This window comes from Pseudomonas sp. BIGb0164 (assembly GCF_024810135.1).
Lineage (GTDB): Bacteria > Pseudomonadota > Gammaproteobacteria > Pseudomonadales > Pseudomonadaceae > Aquipseudomonas.
On record NZ_JANUEA010000008.1, the window covers coordinates 334,864 to 354,296 of the forward strand.

At 64.5% G+C, this 19,433-nt stretch carries 19 protein-coding genes; 15 read left to right on the plus strand and 4 right to left on the minus strand.

Translation table 11 applies throughout. From position 1 onward, the window contains the following. Window positions 1-111 precede the first annotated feature (111 nt). From M2394_RS22215 to M2394_RS22225, 3 genes are read left to right on the plus strand one after another with little or no spacing between them, the layout of a single operon-like run. Window positions 112-1,290, plus strand: coding sequence for an acetyl-CoA acetyltransferase (locus M2394_RS22215; RefSeq protein WP_178919708.1), 1,179 nt, complete (start codon window positions 112-114; stop codon window positions 1,288-1,290). A 3-nt stretch (window positions 1,291-1,293) separates the two neighbouring features. Further along, the gene (locus M2394_RS22220; RefSeq protein WP_259174599.1) at window positions 1,294-2,826 is read left to right on the plus strand and encodes a class I adenylate-forming enzyme family protein; all 1,533 of its coding nucleotides are present in this window, start codon (window positions 1,294-1,296) and stop codon (window positions 2,824-2,826) included. 42 nt (window positions 2,827-2,868) lie between these two features. Then, window positions 2,869-4,197: an MFS transporter gene (locus M2394_RS22225; RefSeq protein WP_259174600.1), complete on the plus strand. Its 1,329-nt coding sequence runs from the start codon at window positions 2,869-2,871 to the stop codon at window positions 4,195-4,197. 3 nt (window positions 4,198-4,200) lie between these two features. On the opposite strand, the gene M2394_RS22230 is transcribed toward M2394_RS22225, so the two are convergent. Then, entirely contained in the window at window positions 4,201-4,512 is a 312-nt protein-coding gene (locus M2394_RS22230; protein WP_259174601.1) for a hypothetical protein, read from the minus strand. Between the two features lie 216 nt (window positions 4,513-4,728). Here M2394_RS22230 and M2394_RS22235 point away from each other — a divergent pair, with 216 nt between their 5' ends. The 3 genes from M2394_RS22235 to M2394_RS22245 are packed head-to-tail and all read left to right on the plus strand — an operon-like array spanning window position 4,729 to window position 6,879. Beyond that, window positions 4,729-5,373 carry a secretin and TonB N-terminal domain-containing protein gene (locus M2394_RS22235; protein ID WP_259174602.1) on the plus strand — a complete coding sequence of 215 codons (645 nt, stop codon included), beginning with the start codon at window positions 4,729-4,731 and terminating at the stop codon, window positions 5,371-5,373. Then, window positions 5,370-5,915, plus strand: a complete 546-nt coding sequence (locus M2394_RS22240; RefSeq protein WP_176997714.1) for an RNA polymerase sigma factor — start codon at window positions 5,370-5,372, stop codon at window positions 5,913-5,915. The genes M2394_RS22235 and M2394_RS22240 overlap by 4 nt, the downstream gene beginning before the upstream one ends. A 37-nt stretch (window positions 5,916-5,952) precedes the next feature. After that, window positions 5,953-6,879: a FecR domain-containing protein gene (locus M2394_RS22245; RefSeq protein WP_259174603.1), complete on the plus strand. Its 927-nt coding sequence runs from the start codon at window positions 5,953-5,955 to the stop codon at window positions 6,877-6,879. 6 nt (window positions 6,880-6,885) lie between these two features. Here M2394_RS22245 and M2394_RS22250 read toward each other — a convergent pair whose 3' ends face one another. Further along, window positions 6,886-7,497: a type II secretion system protein GspJ gene (locus M2394_RS22250; RefSeq protein ID WP_259174604.1), complete on the minus strand. Its 612-nt coding sequence runs from the start codon at window positions 7,495-7,497 to the stop codon at window positions 6,886-6,888. Continuing rightward, window positions 7,494-7,946, minus strand: coding sequence for a type II secretion system minor pseudopilin GspH (gene gspH, locus M2394_RS22255; RefSeq protein WP_259174605.1), 453 nt, complete (start codon window positions 7,944-7,946; stop codon window positions 7,494-7,496). The genes M2394_RS22250 and gspH overlap by 4 nt, the downstream gene beginning before the upstream one ends. Window positions 7,947-8,039: 93 nt before the next feature. Between gspH and M2394_RS22260 the strand changes: the two genes are divergently transcribed. After that, complete coding sequence (locus tag M2394_RS22260) at window positions 8,040-8,471, plus strand: type II secretion system protein N (RefSeq protein ID WP_259174606.1); 432 nt, start codon at window positions 8,040-8,042, stop codon at window positions 8,469-8,471. Here M2394_RS22260 and gspI read toward each other — a convergent pair. Further along, the gene (gene gspI / locus M2394_RS22265) at window positions 8,458-8,823 is read right to left on the minus strand and encodes a type II secretion system minor pseudopilin GspI (RefSeq protein WP_176997719.1); all 366 of its coding nucleotides are present in this window, start codon (window positions 8,821-8,823) and stop codon (window positions 8,458-8,460) included. The two genes, M2394_RS22260 and gspI, sit on opposite strands and share 14 nt — an antisense overlap. Window positions 8,824-8,971: 148 nt before the next feature. On the opposite strand from gspI, the gene gspG reads away from it, so the two are divergent. From gspG to M2394_RS22305, 8 genes are all read left to right on the plus strand, one after another. Further along, the gene (gene gspG / locus M2394_RS22270; protein WP_259174607.1) at window positions 8,972-9,421 is read left to right on the plus strand and encodes a type II secretion system major pseudopilin GspG; all 450 of its coding nucleotides are present in this window, start codon (window positions 8,972-8,974) and stop codon (window positions 9,419-9,421) included. An 8-nt stretch (window positions 9,422-9,429) separates the two neighbouring features. Then, complete coding sequence (gene gspK, locus M2394_RS22275) at window positions 9,430-10,320, plus strand: type II secretion system minor pseudopilin GspK (RefSeq protein WP_259174608.1); 891 nt, start codon at window positions 9,430-9,432, stop codon at window positions 10,318-10,320. Beyond that, complete coding sequence (gene gspL / locus M2394_RS22280) at window positions 10,317-11,387, plus strand: type II secretion system protein GspL (RefSeq protein WP_259174609.1); 1,071 nt, start codon at window positions 10,317-10,319, stop codon at window positions 11,385-11,387. Before gspK ends, gspL begins: the two co-directional genes overlap by 4 nt. Beyond that, entirely contained in the window at window positions 11,380-11,892 is a 513-nt protein-coding gene (locus M2394_RS22285; RefSeq protein ID WP_259174610.1) for a type II secretion system protein M, read from the plus strand. Before gspL ends, M2394_RS22285 begins: the two co-directional genes overlap by 8 nt. Then, window positions 11,889-14,180, plus strand: coding sequence for a type II secretion system secretin GspD (gene gspD / locus M2394_RS22290; RefSeq protein ID WP_259174611.1), 2,292 nt, complete (start codon window positions 11,889-11,891; stop codon window positions 14,178-14,180). Before M2394_RS22285 ends, gspD begins: the two co-directional genes overlap by 4 nt. 886 nt (window positions 14,181-15,066) lie before the next feature. Further along, on the plus strand, window positions 15,067-16,485 hold the full coding sequence (gene gspE, locus M2394_RS22295; protein ID WP_259174612.1) for a type II secretion system ATPase GspE: 1,419 nt from the start codon (window positions 15,067-15,069) through the stop codon (window positions 16,483-16,485). Next, a complete protein-coding gene (gene gspF / locus M2394_RS22300; protein WP_259174613.1) occupies window positions 16,485-17,696 on the plus strand; it encodes a type II secretion system inner membrane protein GspF in 1,212 nt (403 codons plus the stop codon). Before gspE ends, gspF begins: the two co-directional genes overlap by 1 nt. Before the next feature lie 447 nt (window positions 17,697-18,143). Next, window positions 18,144-19,325 (plus strand): substrate-binding domain-containing protein, encoded by a 1,182-nt coding sequence (locus tag M2394_RS22305; RefSeq protein WP_259174614.1) that lies wholly within the window; start codon window positions 18,144-18,146, stop codon window positions 19,323-19,325. Window positions 19,326-19,433: the final 108 nt, after the last annotated feature.

Below are 19,433 nucleotides of genomic sequence, written 5' to 3' on the forward strand. Positions count from 1 at the left end.
TTTTTCTCACCTGGAGGCTACTTATCCGTGTAAGTAGTTACACGAATTGGCGAGCGACCAGTGGTGGGGCATTGTAGGGAATGTACGCACCAAAAACAGAAGAAATTGATTATGACTGCTCAAAGCGTCTCCATTGTTGCCGCCGGTCATTCGCGTTTTGGTCGCCTGGAAGGCACCACCCTTGAAGACCTGATCGTGCAAGTCACCCGTGAAGCCCTGGTGGATGCGGCCATTGATGCCGCGCAGATCGATGCGGTGTTCCTCGGGCATTTCAACGCGGGGCTGGTGCCTGACGGCTTTGCCTCTTCTCTGCTGCTGCAGGCCGACCCGGGGCTACGCTTCAAGCCGGCCACGCGCTGCGAAAACGCCTGTGCATCCGGCTCGGCGGCGATCCAGGCCGGGGTGAACGCGATCCTGTCCGGCAGCGCCGAGTTGGTGCTGGTGGTCGGTGCCGAAAAGATGACCCACACCTCCACGGCGGCCGTCACTCAGGCCCTGGCCGGCGCCGGCTACCAGAATGACCCGGCAGAAGCCGGCCTGAGCTTTCCGCAGCTGTTTGGCCGTGCGGCCCGACAATACGCGGAGCGCTATCACTGCCCGCTGGCGTCGATGGCGGCCATCGCCACCAAGAACCACTCCAATGCCATGGCCAACCCGCTGGCGCAGATGCACCGGGTGATGGATTTCGAGCATTGCAACAACGTGTCTCCGAGCAACCCGTTTGTGGCCGACTCCCTGCGCCTCACTGACTGCTCGCTGATCAGCGACGGCGCCGCCGCCATCATCCTGGCCTCGCCCAAGCGCGCCCGTGCCTTTCGCCGTGACGTGCAGATCTGCGCGATGACCCAGGTCAACGACTGCCTGCCCATCGCCCAGCGCGACATTCTCGCGTTTGAAGGCCCGCAGCGGGCGATCCACGCAGCGTTGCGCGGGGCGAACATCACCCTGGCCGACCTGAGCTTTGCCGAGGTGCATGACTGCTTCACCATCGCCGAATTGCTGATCTATGAAGCCATGGGCCTGGCGCCCAAAGGCGAGGGCCATCGCGTGCTCGACAGCGGCGTAGTGCGCGCCGGCGGGCGCTTGCCGGTGAACCTGTCCGGTGGCCTCAAGGCCAAGGGGCATCCGGTGGGGGCCACCGGGGTATCGATGCATGCCCTGGCGTTCCGCCAACTCACCGGCGAACCCATCGGCCTGGCCGTGCCCAACCCCGAGTTCGGTCTGGTGTTCAACATGGGCGGGATGGCGGTGGCCAACTATGCCTCGGTCCTCCATGCGCGGCGTTGCTGAACCATGAACATTGCCAACTGGCTGCATGACACCCAACGCCGCGACCCCCAACGCCCCGCACTGTTCGACGGTACGCGGCAAACCGCCGACTACGCCACCTTCGCCGCCCATGCCCGCCAACGCGCCGCCTGCCTGGTGGACCAGTACGGGCTGGGGCCCGGCGATGCGGTGGCGGTGCTGATGAAAAACAGCGGCGACTACCTGGAGTTGCTCTACGCCATCTGGTGGATGGGCGCGGTCGCGGTGCCGATCAACGCCAAGCTGCACCCGACCGAAGCCGCGTGGATCGCGACTAACGCTGAAGCGCGCCTGATCTTCACCGATGGCGGCAGGGTGTTTGCCTCACGCGACCTGCCTACAGGCTGCAAGGAGCTGGACGGCCACGTGCTGCCCCCGACACGCCCATGGCCCACCTTGGAACACCCGGTGCCACGCCAGGACTCAGACCTCGCCTGGCTGTTTTACACCTCCGGCACCACCGGGCGCTCCAAGGGCGTGATGCTGTCCCATGGCAACCTCATGGCGATGTCGCTGTGTTACCCCACCGATGTCGACCCGGTGAGTGGCGATGATGCGGTGGTATATGCCGCGCCGATGTCCCATGGCGCGGGGCTCTACAACTTCATCCACGTGCGCTGCGGTGCCCGGCACGTGGTGCCGGCCTCGGGCGGCTTTGATGCCGCCGAGCTGTTCGGGCTCGCGGCTGAACTGGGCAACGTTTCGTTGTTCGCCGCGCCCACCATGGTCAAGCGCATGGTCGAACAGGCTCGGCGCCAGGGTTATACCGGCGAGGGCATCAAGACCGTCGTCTACGGCGGCGGCCCGATGTACCTGGCGGACCTGCGCGAAGCCCTGGACACCTTCGGCCCGCGCTTTGTACAGATCTACGGCCAGGGCGAAAGCCCGATGACCATCAGCGTGCTGCCGCGCGCACTGATCGCCGACCGCCAGCGGCCGGATTGGGCGACCCTGGCCGCATCCGTCGGTCACGCGCAATCCTGTGTGGAAATCCGCATTCTGGATGCCGAGCACCAGCCGGTGCCCACTGGCGAGCGGGGTGAAATTGCCGTGCGCGGTGCCACGGTAATGCAAGGCTACTGGCGCAACCCCCACGCTTGCGAGCAAGCCTTGGTAGACGGCTGGCTGTTGACCGGCGATATCGGTTTTCTCGACCCGGCTGGCTACCTGACCCTCACGGACCGTTCCAAGGACGTGATCATCACCGGCGGTAGCAACGTGTACCCCCGTGAAGTCGAGGAAGTGTTGGCCCTGCACCCCGAGGTGTTTGAAGTGTGCGTGGTGGGCGAACCGGACGCGCAGTGGGGCGAGTCGGTGGTGGCGTTTGTGGTGACCCGCAGCGGTCAGGCCCTGGACGATGCTGAATTGACTGCCTGGTTTCTCGAGCGCATGGCCTCGTTCAAGAAACCCAAGAAATACCTGTTCCGCGATGAGCTGCCGAAGAACAGCTACGGCAAAATCCTCAAGACCGACTTGCGACAGCTGTTGAAAGCAGGGAGTATCGCCGCCGTTCGCTGAACCCGTTTTCCATGGATAGATAACAGACAAGGAGTCCCTGCAATGGGCATTCACGCGCAAGACACGGTCCGCAAGCGGCGCCGTGCGTTTCTCGGTGCCACCTCCGGCCACTTGATCGAGTGGTACGACTATGGCGTCTACGGCTTTCTCGCCGTGTACATCGGCCAGGCGTTTTTTGTCTCCGATGACCCCACCACCAGCCTGCTGGCAAGCTTCGCCGCGTTTGCCCTGAGCTTCTTCATCCGGCCGCTGGGCGGGCTGTTCTTCGGCCCGCTGGCCGACAAGATCGGCCGTCGCAAGACCCTGATCATGGCGCTGGTGATGATGACCGGTTCCACGGTGTTGCTCGGCCTGTTGCCCACCTACGCCACCCTGGGTATCGCCGCGCCGATCCTGCTGATCCTGGTGCGCTGCGTGCAGGGTTTCTCGGCCGGTGGCGAGATCGGCACGGTTACCAGCTTTATCTCCGAATACGCCGGCCCTGGCCGACGCGGCTTTGCCACTTGCTGGCTGATGGTCACTGCTGTGCTGGGCCTGCTGTTGGGCGGCGCCGTGGCCAATGGCATGACCTGGGTGCTGGGCGCCGACGTGATGCAGGAGTGGGCGTGGCGCGTGCCGTTCCTGATCGCCGCGCCGCTGGGCTTTATCTCCATGTACATCCGCCTCAAGCTTGAAGACAGCCCCGAGTTCCTCGCCCTGCAGCGCGCCGGGCAAACCTCCCGCGCGCCGCTGCGTGAGGTCTGGCAGTGGAAGCGGGCGATTGCCCTGGTGTTTTTCATCATCACCCTGCACAGCTCGATCTTCTACCTGGTGCTGACGTTCGCGTCGACCTACATGGCCAAGATCCTCAAGTTCGACAGCGGCACCACTTTGCTCTACGTATTCGTGGCGAGTTTCTCGGCGGCGTTTGTGATGCCGTTCGGGGGTGCGTTCACCGACAAGTACGGGCGCAAGCCGTTCCTGATGGTGGTCGGCACCTTGGCCACCCTGGCGATGTTCTGGCTGTTCAAGTCGGCACCCACGGCCACACCGGCGTCGTTCTTTGCGCCGTTGATGGCGGTGGCGATCCTGTTCGGGCTGTATGCGTCGTCCACCTATGCGCTGATGAGCGAGCTGCTGCCCACCCGTATTCGTTCCACCGGGATTGCCGTGGCGTACAACGTGCCGGTGGCGGTGTTCGGCGGCAGCGCGCCGCTGATCTCCACCTGGCTGATCAAGGTGACGGGCGACATCACCTCGCCGTGGTACTTCTACGTGGCCACCGGTGTGGTGTCGTTGATTGCCCTGGTGGTGTTGCGCAAGGAAGACTTCGTCGCCAGCAGCCACCCGGCGGTGACGCAGGCGCCAGGGGCCCTGGCCAGCGCGGCCTGATGCTCAGGGACGTTGCGGCTTGACCGACGTCCCGAACGTATTGCCCATGCGAATGCTGGTCGCCGCCGGTGTGGATAACCCCACCTGGTTCGGCGGCCGCTTCTCTACCGGAATGTGCTGGGCCTCGCGGTTTTTCTGCGCGGCCTTGGCGGCGTCCGGCGTGTTGCCCATCTGCTGGCTCAGGCAGCCATAGTCGGGCGCCTTATACCCATCCACCGTGACTTCCGTGCAGCTTGGAGCAGCGGTTTCGGCGTGGGCGACCCATGGCAATACGACGCACAGCAACAGGCTGGCAAGGGGGGCAAAGCGCTTCATCGGGGCCTCCTGGCAGGCCCGCGAAGGGGGCCGTCAACCCTGGCAAGTGTAGTGCAGCGGGCTTGCCGTCACCGTGATGTTTTTTTTGCTATCACCGTAACATCAGGTTCATAAACTGGCCTCAGGATGACGGTTTTCAAGGACACGTCAGCCGTGCAGCGATGCAGAGCGGGGGGTGGGCAGGGGAGCTTGAGGCGCGCCACATGCGCCCTGGTCTTGCTATGGCTGCTGGCAGGTGCGCAGCCGGCGATCGCCGAGTCGCCGCTGTTGTTTCTGGACCTGCCCGCGCAAGACCTGGAACACGCACTGCAAGCGTACAGCCGTGCCACCGGCATGGCGGTACTGGTGGACCGTGAGTTGACGCGGGGCCGGCGCTCCATCGGTGTGCGTGGGCACTACACGGCGCAAGAAGCACTGGCGATGTTGCTGACAGGGAGTGGCCTGATGGCACGTTATGCACGCAACGATGCGTTCACCTTGCAACGCCCCGACATCGATCAGGCCCCTGCGCCGCGCGGGGTGACTGCACGCAACGCCGCGCGGCTCAACAGCAGCTACGCCGCCGCGTTGCAGCAGGCGATCGAAGCCAGCCTGTGCCGCGTACCGCTGACCCGCCCGGGGACTTTTCGCGCGCTGGTGCAGGTGTGGGTCAACCCGCAAGGGGTGATTGAACACAGCCGGCTGGTCAGTTCCACGGGTGACACGCAACGCGACGAAGCCCTGGTGCGTGGCCTGGGCGCCGCCCGGGTCGAGCGTCCGGCACCCAGCTCGCTGCGCCAGCCGGTGACCTTACTTTTGATGCCCGACACAACAGGAATGCGCATGGAATGCACAGCAGGGAAAGGAGCCACGGGCGGATGAAAAACACCGGGCACAGTACGATGGTCAGCTTGTTCCTGGCGTCCTACGAGGACTTCAAGGTGCGTTTGCGCAAGCGCCTGGGCTCCGAGGACCTGGCCAACGACGTCCTGCACGAAACCTATCTGCGGGTCGACCGCATGGACGTGCCGCCGAACCTGCAACAGCCCAACGCCTACCTGTACCGCATGGCCTTGAACATTGCCGCCGACCGCCGCCAGGCCGACGCGCGTTTGCTCACCGGCAGCGAAGTCGAAGAGCTGCTGCAGACCGGCGACGAAGCCCTGGACCCGTCGCGGGTGGTGGGGGGCCAGCGTGAGATCCAGTCCCTGGTCAAGGCGCTCTACGAGTTGCCGGCACGCCGGCGCAAAATCCTCATCGCGGCGCGCCTGGAAGAAGCGCCGCACCTGGAAATCTCCCAGCGTTTCGGCATCTCCACGCGCATGGTCGAGAAGGAAATCAAGGCCGCCCTGGGCCATTGCGCCAAGCGTCTGGAAAGAAAAGTGATTCAGCGGTTCGGTCCCGGGGCCGGAAAACCGTCTTAGTGTCGAGTCCCTGATAAATCCGTGAGTATTTGCGCGCTTGAACATTTTTAGCCTCTCCGCCGCCCGGCAATCCGCCGCCAGCCCCCTGCACGATGAAGCCCGCGACTGGCTGCTGCTGCTGACCTCGGGCCGCGCCACCGTGGCCGACGCCAAGGCGCTGCGCGCCTGGTGCGACCAGAGCCCGGAACATGCCCAGGCGTTCGAACAGGCCAAGCGGTTGTGGCAGCAACTGGGCAGCGCCGTCGAGCAATCGGCTGCGCCCCGGCATTTTGGGCGCCGCGCGTTCCTCGGCGGGGCGATTGCTGCCTCGGCCGCCGTGGTGATGGTGCGTGTCGGCGTGCCGGGCGGGTTTGCCGGCTTGACCGCCGACTACAAGACCGAAGTCGGCGAGCAGCGCCAGGTGGTCCTGAGCGAGGGCGTGAGCCTGGAACTCAACACCCAGACGCGCATCAGCCGGGTGGGGCAGGGCATCGAATTGCTCGAAGGTGAAGTGGAGGTGCTTGCCCGGGTGGCGCAACCGCTCAAGGTTCAGGCCGGTGAGGGCTCGGTGAGTGCCGGGCAGGCGCGCTTCAATGTGCGCAACACCGACCATAGCGTGTGCGTGACCTGCCTCGAAGGTTGGTTGTCGGTGGACGTGGCCGGGCGCAGCGTGCGCCTCGACAGTGGCCGCCAACTGACCTACGGCGCGGCCGGCATCGGTGAGCCGGTGTCCGTGGACACCCAGGCGGTGGTGGCATGGCGTGAACAGGTGCTGGTGTTCAACAACGCAACGCTTTCGACGGTGGTGGATGAGATCAACCGCTACCGACCGGGGATGCTGGTGTTGCTCAACAAGCAATTGGGCCAACGGCGGGTGCAGGCGCGGTTCAATCTGCAACAGTTGGCGGGTGTCGCGCTGTTGATTCGTGATGCTTACGGCGCCAAGTGCACCGAGTTGCCGGGTGGGGTGGTGCTGTTGAGCTAGGTTGCATCAGTTCAACGGTCCCATCACCTGCCGATACCGTTCCACGCCCTGGGGCGTCTGCCGTACCAGGCTGATCTCCATGCCCAGCGGGTCTTCCCGTCGATTGCCACTCAACTGTCGCCAACCCTTGTCCGCTTCCCAGACCCGCACCTGCAGGTCGCTGACGCCCGTCAATACAACAACGCCGTCTTTCGCGGCCGGCAGCGGGAAACGGTCCCGGCCTGGCGCGGCTGCACGGTAGAGATTGTCGCCCTTGAGCCACCAGCGCACGCGTTGCAAGCCGTCACCGGCTGCGGGCGCACTGCGGATCACGTCCAGCCGGAAGCCTTTGCTGTCGGAACTGCGCACGGTCACGGCAGCGAGCCCGCCGGTTTTGTCTGTCTCTTCCTGGGAGGTGGCGGGCGTCGTCAATTCAACACTGGCGCGCAGGCTGATGTCCCGCTGCATCTGGTTCAGCGCACGCAGCAGCGCTTCGGTCTGCTCGGTGCTGGCCTGCAAGTGCTGGTCGGCACGGGTGACGCTGTCCAGGCCACGCCAGGCGATCAGGCTGACCACGGCCATCAGCATGATTGCGACCATGACTTCGATCAGCGTGAAGCCTTTTTGCGCAGCGTTCATGGCAGGCTTACCACGCGTAGCAGGCCGGTGGCGTCGCGTTGCAGGCTGAGGCTGTGTTGCCCGTCGGACAGCACCACACGTACGGGCGGGTTGATCCATTCGGCGTTGAGCACCAGGGTCTGCCGGGGTTCGATGTTGATTTGCATCGGTGTGCTTTCCCAGAGGCGTGGTCGTAGCGAATCGTCGTTTTTAAAGGTCTCCACGCCCAGCCCATCGTCGCTGCGGCGGTTGAAGCGAAAGCCCTTGGCATCGGCGCGCCAGGTGATGGGGCGGCCGTCGGCGCGGGCTTCGGCCTGGGCCACTTGCAGCAGTTGGCTCAGGCGCTCGGCGTCCTTGCGCAGCAGGTGCAGCGGGTCGGGCTTGATGGTGAGGCTGATGGCCGCGCTGGCGATGCCGATGATCACCAGCACCACCATCAGCTCGATCAGGGTGAAGCCGCGTTGTTTCATCGCAAGGCACCGGGGGAACTGGAGAGGTTGTGAAATAAAAACGTGCGAATTGGCCTGTAGGCTGGTGCCACGGACAAACAGGAGGTCCTGGACATGGCATTCGCACATCGTTTTACCCTGGCCCATGGCGCGCAGGCGCTGGGCGTGTTGGCGGCCCTGACGGGCGTGGCGGTCTGGACACCGCTGTTGCTCACCTCGGCCGAATCCCACACGCCCCAGGCCACCCCCCAGGCCTTGGCAGCACGCAGTGACAGCCCGGCGCTGCAATGGTTTTCGAATGCGCCGACGGCGGTGCAGATCAAGGTCTCGGGTGTACTCGCCGGGGCACGTGGCGCGGTGGCGATCCTCAGCCTCAACGACGGCCCGCCGCGCAGTTTTCTGTTGGGTGAACGGGTGAGTCCCGGCGTGCGTCTCACGGCCATCGAAGGCGATGGGGTAGAGATCGAGCGCGGTGGCGAGAAGCAGCGGGTCCACCTCGACAAGCTGGCGCCGGCCCCGGAACTGGCGCCGTTCATTCGGCCATGACCTGGGTGTCCAGGCGGGCCAGGGGCGGCGCCTCGCGGCTAGCGTCCAGCACCTGCACCCTGACCTGATACAGGCGGCCATCGGCGTTGATGGTCTGCTCACAGCGCAGCTTCAAGCGGCCCTGGTCACACTCGAACGTCTTCTTGCCGGTGCGCAGGTGCCCCTCCAGGCGCAACTCCGCCAGGCGGCTCTGGGCCGCCAGCAAGGCCATCGACTTGTCGCGCAGCAGCCCATTGCTCTGGGTCATCAGGCCCGCCACGCGCACGGCGGCCGCCATGGCCACGGCGATGATCGCCAGCGCCACCAGCACTTCAATGAGGGTAAAACCTTGCGCGTTGCGACGGCCGACCATGGCGCTCTCAAACCCTGGAAACAGGCCCGCAGACTAGCGCCGGCAGTTGACCGATTGGCGACCAAACCTCCCGAGGATTTTCAATACGACTGACATGTGTTCTTGCAACACTGCGCCACGAATTGAACCCCAGCCAAGGAATGTCGAGATGGATATCGCGCCCCTGAACGCCCCATTGCCAGGCCCCCGCGGCCAACGTGGCTTCACCCTGATCGAGATCATGGTGGTGGTGGTCATCCTCGGGATCCTGGCGGTCATGGTGGTGCCCAAGGTGCTGGACCGCCCGGACCAGGCACGGGCCACGGCGGCGAAACAGGACATCGGCGGGCTGATGCAGGCACTCAAGCTGTATCGCCTCGACCACGGCACCTACCCCAGCATGAACCAGGGCTTGAAAGTGCTGGTGGAGCGCCCGGCCGATGCCAAGAACAGCAACTGGCGCGCCTACCTCGACCGCCTGCCGAACGACCCGTGGGGCAACCCTTATCACTACCTCAACCCGGGCGCCAACGGCGAAGTGGATGTGTTCTCCCTGGGGGCGGACGGCAAGCCGGACGGCGACGGCGTGAATGCCGATATCGGCTCCTGGCAGTTGTAAGGCACGCCATGAAACGGCATTCGCCCGCAGCGGCGAAGCAGCGCGGCATGGCGATCATCAGCGCCTTGCTGATCGCGGCAGTGGTAGCGGTGCTCGCCGGCAGCATGCTCACGCGCCAGACCGTGTTCACCCGCAGCCTGGAAGCCGAACAGCTGCGCATCCAGGGCCAGTGGCTGTTGCAGGGCGGGCTGGAGCAGAGCCGTCGCCTGTTGTGGGACGCTCGCCAGAAAGACGTGCTGACCCGCCTAGACCAGCCGTGGGCACGCGCCCAGGGCGGTGCATTTGAAGGGCGACTGGCCGATGAACAAGGCAAGTTCAACCTGCGCAACCTGGTCAACCGCCAGCAGGTGGACGTCGAGCAACTGCAGCGTTTCGAACGGCTGTGCCGCCTGATCGGCGTCGACCCGAGCCTGAGCCGGCGCATCAGCCAACGGGTGATTGGCTCCTATGACAGACGCATGGGGGACGACGCACTGCCCGCCCAGTACCCGGTGCTGCGCAGCCTCGATGACCTCAGTGGCCTGGAAGGCCTGGACCCGCTGCTGCTGCAGCGTCTGCAGGCGTTTATCAGCGTGCTGCCCGGCAATACCTGGGTCAACGGCAACACCGCCAGCGCCGAAGTACTCAGCGCGGTGGTCCCTCAGCTGAGTTTGTCCCAGGCCCAGGGGCTGGTGGCTGAGCGGGATAGTGGGCGCTGGTTTATCAATCGCGGGGATTTCGTCAATCGCCTGCACCTGCCCCAGGTGGCGGTGGATTCGGTGGAAGTGGGCATTACCAGCGAGTGGTTCCGCCTGCAGGGCCAGGCGCGACGCGAGCAGCGACGGGTGACACTCGATGCCTTGCTGCATCGCCCTGAAGACCGCCAGCCCCGGGTGATCTGGTCGCGGGTGGGCGTATGAAGCGTTTGCGCATTGGCTTGCCACCCCTCGATCAACTGAGCGCCGACAGCCCGGTGACCTTTGCCTGGGTGGAGCGGGGCGTGGTGGTGAGTGAAGGCCAGGAGCGCCTGGCGCAATTGGGCAAGCAGCGCCAGGCCGTCGACTGTTTCCTGCACCCGCGTGACAGCTTGCTGACTGGCTTGGAACTGCCGCCATTGCCGGCGGCTAAAACCCAGGCCGCCGTGGCTTGCGTGGCGCAGGCATTGATCCTCGGCCCGGTGGAGCAGATGCAAGTCGCTCACGGCCCACGTGAAAGCGACGGTCGCGTGCAGGTGGCCTGGGTGCCCAAGGACGGCTTGCAGCGCTTGAGCCAGGTGCTGGCTCAGGCGCAGCTCAAGCTGCGCGGCGTGTACCCGGCGCCTTATGCGCTGCCGGTGGGCACGTCGGTGCTGGAAGATGGGTATCTGTTGACGCGTGACACCCTGCAACAGGGCACGGTGCATCCCTTGGGGCAGCCGGCGCTGGACGTGCAGTGGGTCGATGCGGCGCAGCGCTGGAGCGGTGCCACACCGGCGTGGGGCTTGCAGGGCCGCCTGAGCCCACCGTCTACCGTGGGATGGGGCAGGGCGTTGGCCTGCCTTGGCGTGGCCGCTGCGATCTGGACGATTGGCCTGAACCTGTACGCTGCCCGCCAGGCGGATGAAGGCCAACAGATCAAGGCAATGCTCAGCCAGCAAGTGCGCCAGGCATTCCCCGAATTGCCCGTGGTGCTCAACCCCTTGCAGCAGGCCCGCCAGCAATTGGCCGCACGGCAGAGCGGTGCGGCGGGCGAGCCGGGCCAGCGCTTCAGCAGCCTGTTGCAACTGGCCGGCAGCCAGTTGCCGTTCATGGTCGGCAGTGTCGAGAGCCTGTCGTTTGAACAGGGGCGTTTGCACCTGGCGTTGTTAGCCGACAGCCGCAGCCCCGCCGTTGAAGGCGAGTGGCAGGCGGCCCTGGCCCAGGCCGGCTTCAGCGCCGTTCGCGATGAGCATGGCTGGACCCTCGGCCCCGCCGAAACTGCTTCTGTTCAGGAAGCCAGCGATGAATAAGTGGCAGCAACTGCGTGGCCAATCCCGGGTGTTCTGGAGCGGCCTGGCCCTGCGTGAAAAACGCATGCTGGTCGGCACCGGCCTGGCCCTGGCAAGCCTGTTGACCTGGCTGGTGCTGGTGCAGCCGGCGCTGAAAAAGATCGATTACTGGCAGGCCGAAACCCCGAAATTGCGTTCCCAGGCGCAAGCCCTGCACGTGTTGTTGCAGGACGTCGCCGCGCCTCGGCCGGCCGACGAAACTTCGCTGCGCCAGGCCCTGGATGGCGCTGGTTTGCAGGGCCGCTATCAATTGGAGGCGCTGGCACCGGGCGGCTGGCGCCTGACCTTCGACAATGCACCGGCCGACGCCGTGGTGAGCTGGCTGCTGGGCAACCCCCGTTCGTTCTCTCTGGAGGTGTCCGAGGCGCGTTTGCAGCGCGCAGAGGACGCCGTCGACAACTCGGCCGGCACTGTGTCCGGGACCGTTCGCATGGATCAGGCGCTTGGCGCTAAGGAAGCTTCATGAAGTGGTCAGTCCCGCCTTTCCGTTTGGCCGCACCCTTGCTGGTGCTGGCCCTGAGCGCGTGCAGCAACAACCAGCCCGTCAAGCCGCTGCTGGTGGACAGCGAACTCGGCCAGCCCTTGGCCGAAACCCGCCATAGCGATACGCCGCTGGATCGCCAGCGCGAACCCGCCCCCCGGCCGCCCGTGCAACACCCGGTGACCAACAGCGCCCGTGGCCATGCCCCGGCGGTGGTCAAGGCGCGCAACCCGCTGGGCGACCAGCCCGTGCAGCTGAATTTCGTCGAGGCGGATATCCAGGCGGTGGTGCGCGCGCTGTCCCGCGCCACCGGCCAGCAGTTCCTGGTGGACCCACGGGTGAAGGGCAACCTGACCCTGGTGAGCGAAGGCCAGGTGCCGGCGCACCAGGCCTACGACATGCTGCTAGCAGCGCTGCGCATGCAGGGGTTCAGCGTGGTGGACGTGGGCGGCGTGGCCCAGGTGGTGCCGGAAGCCGACGCCAAGCTGCTTGGCGGCCCGATCTACAGCGCTGGCGCTACGGGCATGCAGACCCGCACGTTCCGCCTGCAATACGAAAACGCGGTGAACCTGATCCCGGTGCTGCGTCCCATCGTGTCGCCGAACAACCCGATCAATGCCTACCCCGGCAACAACAGCATCGTGATCACCGACTACGCCGAAAACCTGGCGCGGGTGGCGCAGATCATCAGCGGTATCGACACCCCGAGCGCCATCGACACCGACGTGGTGAAAGTGCAGAACGGCATCGCCGTGGACATCGCGGCCATGGTCGCTGAACTCCTGGAAACCCAGGGCGCCGACCAGACCCAGAAGATCAACGTGGTGGGCGACCCGCGCTCCAACTCGATCATCATCCGCTCCGGCAGCCCCGAACGTACGGAGCTGGCGCGCAACCTCATCTACAAACTCGACAACGCCCAGAGCAACCCGAGCAACATGCACGTGGTGTACCTGCGCAACGCCCAGGCCGGCAAGCTGGCTCAGTCACTGCGTGGCCTGTTGACCGGCGAGAGCGACTCCGGTGTCAGTGACGATGCGCGTGGCAAGCTCAGCAGCATGGGCGGCACCGGCCAGAACGGCCAGGGCACCCCCACGCAGAACAGCAGCGGCACACCCACCGGCAGTGGTGTGCAGACGGGTTACGGCCAGCAGGCCAACTCGGCAACGACCGCCACCGGCAGTACGTCCAACGACCAGAACACCGCGTTCAGTGCCGGCGGCGTGACGATCCAGGCGGACGCCACCACCAACACCTTGCTGATCTCGGCGCCCGACCCGCTGTACCGCAACCTGCGCGAAGTGATCGACATGCTCGACCAGCGCCGCGCCCAGGTGGTTATCGAGAGCCTGATCGTTGAAGTCAACGAAGACGATGCCACAGAGTTCGGCGTGCAATGGCAGGCCGGCAACCTGGGTGGCAAGGGCGGGTTTGGCGGGGTGAACCTGGGGGGCAGTGGTGTGAACAGTACGCCCACCAGCAAGACCAGTATCGATGTGCTGCCCAAGGGCCTGAACATCGGCCTGGTCAACGGCACCGTGGACATTCCCGGTATCGGCAAGGTGCTCGACCTGAAAGTGCTGGCCCGTGCGTTGAAGAGCAAGGGGGGCACCAACGTGTTGTCGACGCCGAACCTGCTGACCCTGGATAACGAGGCGGCGAGTATTTTTGTGGGGCAGACCATTCCGTTTGTCACCGGCAGTTATGTGACCGGTGGTGGTGGCACCAGCAATAACCCGTTCCAGACGGTGCAGCGTGAAGAGGTGGGGCTGAAGCTGAACGTGCGGCCGCAGATTTCCGAGGGCGGCACAGTGAAGCTGGATATTTACCAGGAGGTCAGCAGCGTCGATTCGCGGGCTTCGGTGGACGCGGGGACGGTGACCAACAAGCGGGCGATTGATACCAGCATTTTGTTGGATGACGGGCAGATCATGGTGCTGGGGGGGTTGTTGCAGGATGGGTATAGCCAGAGCAATGACGCGGTGCCTTGGTTGTCGGATATCCCCGGGTTGGGGGCGTTGTTTCGTAATGAAAAGCGCAGTGTGAACAAGACCAATCTGATGGTGTTTTTGCGGCCCTACATTATTCGCGACAGTGGGGCGGGGCGCAGTATTACGTTGAATCGGTATGAGTTTATGCGCCGGGCCCAGGGCGGGTTGCAGCCGGAGCGGAGTTGGGCGATGCCGGATGTGCAGGCGCCGCAGTTGCCTTCGGTGGAGAAGGCGATTCCTGTGAGTGGGCCGAGGGCGGTGATTCGGGCGGTGCCTCAGTGATTGGGGGCATATCTAATTGTGGGAGCTGGTTTGGCTGCGATAGCGGTGGTGGGTCGGTGTACATATCCGTTGCTGCGGTAACGGCGGCTTATGGTTCCGCTCTTACAGCGGGTCACTTTTGGAAGGACCGGAAGCCGGCCCAGCCAAAAGTAACCAAAAGGTCCTCGCCCCACCACTCGGCACCTCGCTTAGGCTCGGTGTGTCCTCACTCCGGCTTTGGAGCGTGGGCCGCCGCGATGGGCCATCCTTGGCCCAGCGCGGCTAACCCGGCGTCCTGCCGGGTTACCCACGCTCCAAAGCCTGCGTTCGGCCAGCGTGGTTTTACGGGGCGCCTAAGATCAAAAGCCAGATCAAGAGCAAGAGCGACTCGCTTCGCATCGTGGTTACGCATTTTGTCCCGTGTAGGAGCCGGCTTGCCGGCGATGAACCCGAGGGCGCCGCGTTCTGCCTGGGGTTTTGCGTCTTCGTTAACGACCATCGCAGGCAAGCCAGCTCCCACAGAAAGCGCGCCGTTCGCTCTTGATCTACACCACTCAAGCCGGCTGTCAGGCCGCTGTGCTCTTGCTTTTGATCTTGATTTTGATCTTAGGCGCCCCGTCAAACACGCTGGCCGGAATTCGGCAGGGATTTGGGGGGTAAACCGGCAGGGATGCCGGTTTAGCCGCCCCGCGCCATGGATGGCGCGTGGCGGCGGCCCCCCAAATCACTGGCGGATTACGGGCACACCGAGCCTGGGCGAGGTGCCGAGTGTTGGGGCAAGAGCCTTTTGGTTACTTTTGGGCTCTTCAAAAGTGAGCCGCCGTAAGGGCGGAACCCTAAGTGGCCGTTACCGCAGCAACGGATATGTACCCGGTCCATCTCAACCCAGCATCCGCGAGGCATCCACATGAGCCTTCTGCCCTACGCCTGGGCCAAATCCCAACGCATCCTCCTGTGCCCCACCGAAGCAGGCCACCTGCTGACCGTATGCCCCTCAACCCCCGGCTGGTCCATCAGCGAAGTCCAACGCCAGTTCGGCCAATCCCCCATCGACCACGTGCGTGACGACGAACTCGACGGCCTGCTCGCCAGCGCCTACGCCGACACCGGCAGCGCCGCCGCCGTGGTGGGCGCCGCCGAAAACGAGGTCGACCTCGACCGCCTCATGCAAGACATGCCCGAAGTCACCGACCTGCTCGACACCCAGGACGGCGCCCCGGTCATCCGCATGATCAACGCCTTGCTCACCCAGGCCGCCCGCGACGAAGCCAGCGACATCCACATCGAACCCTACGAAACCCATTCCGTGGTGCGCTACCGCGTCGACGGCACCCTGCGCGACGTGGTCTCGCCACGCAAGGCCCTGCATGGCGCGCTGGTGTCGCGGATCAAGATCATGGCCCAACTCGATATCGCCGAAAAACGCCTGCCCCAGGACGGTCGCATTGCCCTGCGCGTAGCCGGGCGGCCCATCGACATCCGGGTATCCACGGTGCCCACCGGCCATGGCGAACGCGTGGTCATGCGTCTGCTGGACAAGCAAGCCGGGCGCCTGCAGTTGGAAACCCTGGGCATGGAGCCGCACTTGCTGGCGCGCCTGGACACGCTGATCCGCCAACCCCACGGCATCGTACTGGTCACCGGCCCCACCGGCAGCGGCAAGACCACCAGCCTCTACGCCGCCCTGGCACGGCTGGACGCGAGCACCAGCAATATCCTCACCGTGGAAGACCCGGTGGAGTACGACTTGCCGGGCATCAGTCAGATCCAGGTCAACGCCAAGATCGACATGACCTTTGGCCTGGCCTTGCGCGCGATCCTGCGCCAGGACCCGGACATCATCATGATCGGTGAAATCCGCGACCTGGAGACCGCGCAGATCGCCGTGCAGGCCTCGCTCACCGGTCACCTGGTGCTCGCCACTCTGCACACCAACGACGCGGTGTCGGCGGTCAACCGGCTGATCGACATGGGCGTCGAACCCTTCCTGCTGGCCTCGTCGCTGTTGGGGGTGTTGGCCCAGCGCCTGGTGCGCCGCCTGTGCCCGCATTGCAAGCAGGAAGACCCGGCCGCGCCCGGCACTTGGCGCCCGGTGGGGTGTGCGCAGTGCAATCAGGTGGGTTACAGCGGCCGTACCGGTATCCATGAATTGTTCTGCGTCGACGACGATGTGCGCAGCCTGATCCACCAGGGCGCCGGCGAGCAGGACCTGCGCGTGGCTGCGCGCCGTGCCGGGATGTTCAGCATGCGTGAAGACGGCGAGCGCTGGGTGCGCAGCGGCACCACGGCGCCCGAAGAAATCCTGCGTGTGACACGGGACGCCTGATGAATCGTTATCGCTATGAGGCCGCCGATGCCAGCGGCAAAGTCGAAGCCGGGCATGTGGAGGCCGACAGCCAGAGCGCGGCGTTTGCCAGCTTGCGCAGCCGCGGCTTGACCGCGTTGTTGGTGCAGGTCGAAGGCAACCCGCAAACGGCGGCTGGCAGCAGCCTGTTCGCCGCCAAGCTGTCGGACAACGACCTGGCCTGGGCCACCCGCCAGTTGGCCAGCCTGCTGGGCGCGAGCCTGCCACTGGAGGCGGCGCTGAGTGCGACGGTGGAGCAGGCCGAGAAAAAACACATCGCCCAGACCTTGAGTGCCGTGCGTGCCGATGTGCGTGGTGGCATGCGCCTGGCCGATGCGTTGGCGGCGCGGCCACGGGATTTTCCGTCGATCTACCGGGCGCTGATCGCGGCGGGGGAGGAGTCCGGTGACCTCGCCCAGGTGATGGAGCGCCTGGCCGACTACATCGAAGAGCGCAACAACCTGCGGGGCAAGATCCTCACCGCGTTTATCTACCCCGGTGTGGTGGGGCTGGTGTCCATCGGAATCGTGATTTTCCTGCTGAGCTACGTGGTGCCCCAGGTGGTCAGCGCGTTTTCCCAGGCGCGCCAGGACCTGCCGGGGCTAACCCTGGCGATGCTCAATGCCAGTGACTTCATCCGCGCCTGGGGCTGGCTGTGTTTTGCCGGGATCGTCGGCAGTTTCTGGGGCTGGCGCCTGTACCTGCGCAACCCTGTGGCGCGCTTGAACTGGCACAGTCGGGTGCTGCGTTTGCCGCTGTTCGGGCGCTTTGTGCTGGGCCTCAATACCGCACGATTCGCCTCGACCCTGGCGATTCTCGGGGGTGCCGGCGTGCCGCTGTTGCGTGCACTTGAGGCAGCGCGCCAGACCTTGTCCAACGATCGCCTGAGCCAGAGCGTCAACGATGCGACGGCCAAGGTGCGTGAAGGGGTCAACCTGGCGCCGGCCCTGGCCGTGGAAAAAGTCTTCCCGCCGGTGCTGATCCACCTGATTGCCAGCGGCGAAAAAACCGGCTCGTTGCCGCCCATGCTGGAGCGCGCGGCGCAAACCCTGTCCCGCGATATCGAGCGCCGCGCCATGGGCATGACCGCGTTGCTCGAACCGCTGATGATCGTGGTGATGGGCGCCGTGGTGCTGGTGATCGTGATGGCGGTACTGCTGCCGATTATCGAGATCAACCAACTGGTCACTTGATTCCCGGAAGAACCCCAATCCAAATGTGGGAGCGGGCTTGCTCGCGAATGCGGTGTGTCAGTCGACGAATGTGTATCTGATCCGCCGCTTTCGCGAGCAAGCCCGCTCCCACATTAGTGCTCTGTGTTTTCAGTCTCCCGCCCATTCTCGGGTTCCTCATTCCGTCATATTTTCCGGTTTACGCCGCCTCCAGCAAACCCAGCTGAAACCTCGCTGTCACCTGCCGCCAAACCGCTCAAAACGATGACCAAAACACCCGAGAATCTTTTTAAAAATCAAGCTGTTCCTCCCGAGGTTTTTTCCCATAACCGTCATCGGAAACTGCGACTTTCTCTCCCATGGTTTCACCCCCCAGTCACCCCCAGTACACGGCTTGGGATTGGAGCCATGGCGTCATGCAAGAGCCATCTACCCCAAACGTACAAACACGACGAAAGGAGCTTCTTCATGTTTAAGCGCAACGTTCTCGCGGTATCCATGACCCTCGCTGCACTGTGCTCGGCCCAGGCTGCAATGGCCGACATCAACGGCGGCGGTGCTACCCTGCCACAGGCGCTGTACCAGACGTCCGGCGTACTCACCGCCGGCTTCGCCCCTTACATCGGCGTCGGCAGCGGCAACGGCAAGGCTGCCTTCCTGAACAATGACTACACCAAGTTCGTGGCCGGCGTTACCGACAAGAATGTGCACTGGGCCGGTAGCGACTCCAAGCTGACCACCGCTGAACTGTCGACCTACGCGACTGCCAAGCAACCGACCTGGGGCAAGTTGATCCAGGTGCCGTCCGTGGGCACCGCCGTGGCTATCCCGTTCAACAAGAGCGGTACTGCAGCCGTTGACCTGAGCGTCAACGAGCTGTGCGGTGTGTTCTCGGGCCGTATCGTTGACTGGAACGGCATCTCCGGTTCCGGTCGTACGGGTGCGATCAAAGTGGTTTACCGCAGCGAAAGCAGCGGCACTACCGAGCTGTTCACCCGTTTCCTCAACGCCAAGTGCGCTGAAACCGGTACCTTCAACGTCACCACCACCTTCGGCACCAGCTACACCGGTGGCCTGCCTGCCGGCGCTGTTTCTGCCACTGGCAGCCAAGGCGTGATGACTGCCCTGGCTGGCGCCGACGGCGGTATCACCTACATGAGCCCAGACTTTGCCGCGCCAACCCTGGCGGGTTTGGACGACGCTACCAAGGTTGCTCGCGTCGGCAAGGATGTCGCCGCTAACGTCCAAGGCGTTTCGCCTGCCGCTGCCAACGTATCGGCCGCCATCAACGCTGTACCGTTGCCTGCCGCTACCGATCGCGACAAACCAGACGCCTGGGTGCCAGTATTCGGTAAAGCCAACACCGCTGGTGTCGTGCCTTACCCAACGTCGGGCTACCCGATCCTCGGCTTCACCAACCTGATCTTCAGCCAGTGCTACGTCGATGCCACCCAAACCACCCAAGTGCGTGATTTCTTCACCAAGCACTACGGCGCATCGGCCAACAACGATGCCGCGATTACCGCCAATGCCTTCGTGCCGCTGCCAACGGCTTGGAAAGCCGCTATCCGCGGTAGCTTCCTGACCGCCAGCAACGCCCTGAGCATCGGCAACACCAACGTCTGCAACGGTATCGGTCGTCCGCTGTAACCCAAGCGTTCAAAGACCTGCAACACCTGATCAGCAACGGCCTGCGCCGTTGCTGATTTTTGCGTTGGTACGGTTTTCAACCCGTTATCAGGCCTTTATGAACTTTGC

Coding starts and splice junctions, on each gene's coding strand:
- M2394_RS22215 (WP_178919708.1), top strand. CDS start 112: ATGACTGCTCAAAGCGTCTCCATTGTTGCCGCCGGTCATTCGCGTTTT.
- M2394_RS22220 (WP_259174599.1), top strand. CDS start 1,294: ATGAACATTGCCAACTGGCTGCATGACACCCAACGCCGCGACCCCCAA.
- M2394_RS22225 (WP_259174600.1), top strand. CDS start 2,869: ATGGGCATTCACGCGCAAGACACGGTCCGCAAGCGGCGCCGTGCGTTT.
- M2394_RS22230 (WP_259174601.1), bottom strand. CDS start 4,512: ATGAAGCGCTTTGCCCCCCTTGCCAGCCTGTTGCTGTGCGTCGTATTG.
- M2394_RS22240 (WP_176997714.1), top strand. CDS start 5,370: ATGAAAAACACCGGGCACAGTACGATGGTCAGCTTGTTCCTGGCGTCC.
- M2394_RS22250 (WP_259174604.1), bottom strand. CDS start 7,497: ATGAACGCTGCGCAAAAAGGCTTCACGCTGATCGAAGTCATGGTCGCA.
- gspH (WP_259174605.1), bottom strand. CDS start 7,946: ATGAAACAACGCGGCTTCACCCTGATCGAGCTGATGGTGGTGCTGGTG.
- M2394_RS22260 (WP_259174606.1), top strand. CDS start 8,040: ATGGCATTCGCACATCGTTTTACCCTGGCCCATGGCGCGCAGGCGCTG.
- gspI (WP_176997719.1), bottom strand. CDS start 8,823: ATGGTCGGCCGTCGCAACGCGCAAGGTTTTACCCTCATTGAAGTGCTG.
- gspG (WP_259174607.1), top strand. CDS start 8,972: ATGGATATCGCGCCCCTGAACGCCCCATTGCCAGGCCCCCGCGGCCAA.
- gspK (WP_259174608.1), top strand. CDS start 9,430: ATGAAACGGCATTCGCCCGCAGCGGCGAAGCAGCGCGGCATGGCGATC.
- gspL (WP_259174609.1), top strand. CDS start 10,317: ATGAAGCGTTTGCGCATTGGCTTGCCACCCCTCGATCAACTGAGCGCC.
- M2394_RS22285 (WP_259174610.1), top strand. CDS start 11,380: ATGAATAAGTGGCAGCAACTGCGTGGCCAATCCCGGGTGTTCTGGAGC.
- gspD (WP_259174611.1), top strand. CDS start 11,889: ATGAAGTGGTCAGTCCCGCCTTTCCGTTTGGCCGCACCCTTGCTGGTG.
- gspE (WP_259174612.1), top strand. CDS start 15,067: ATGAGCCTTCTGCCCTACGCCTGGGCCAAATCCCAACGCATCCTCCTG.
- gspF (WP_259174613.1), top strand. CDS start 16,485: ATGAATCGTTATCGCTATGAGGCCGCCGATGCCAGCGGCAAAGTCGAA.
- M2394_RS22305 (WP_259174614.1), top strand. CDS start 18,144: ATGTTTAAGCGCAACGTTCTCGCGGTATCCATGACCCTCGCTGCACTG.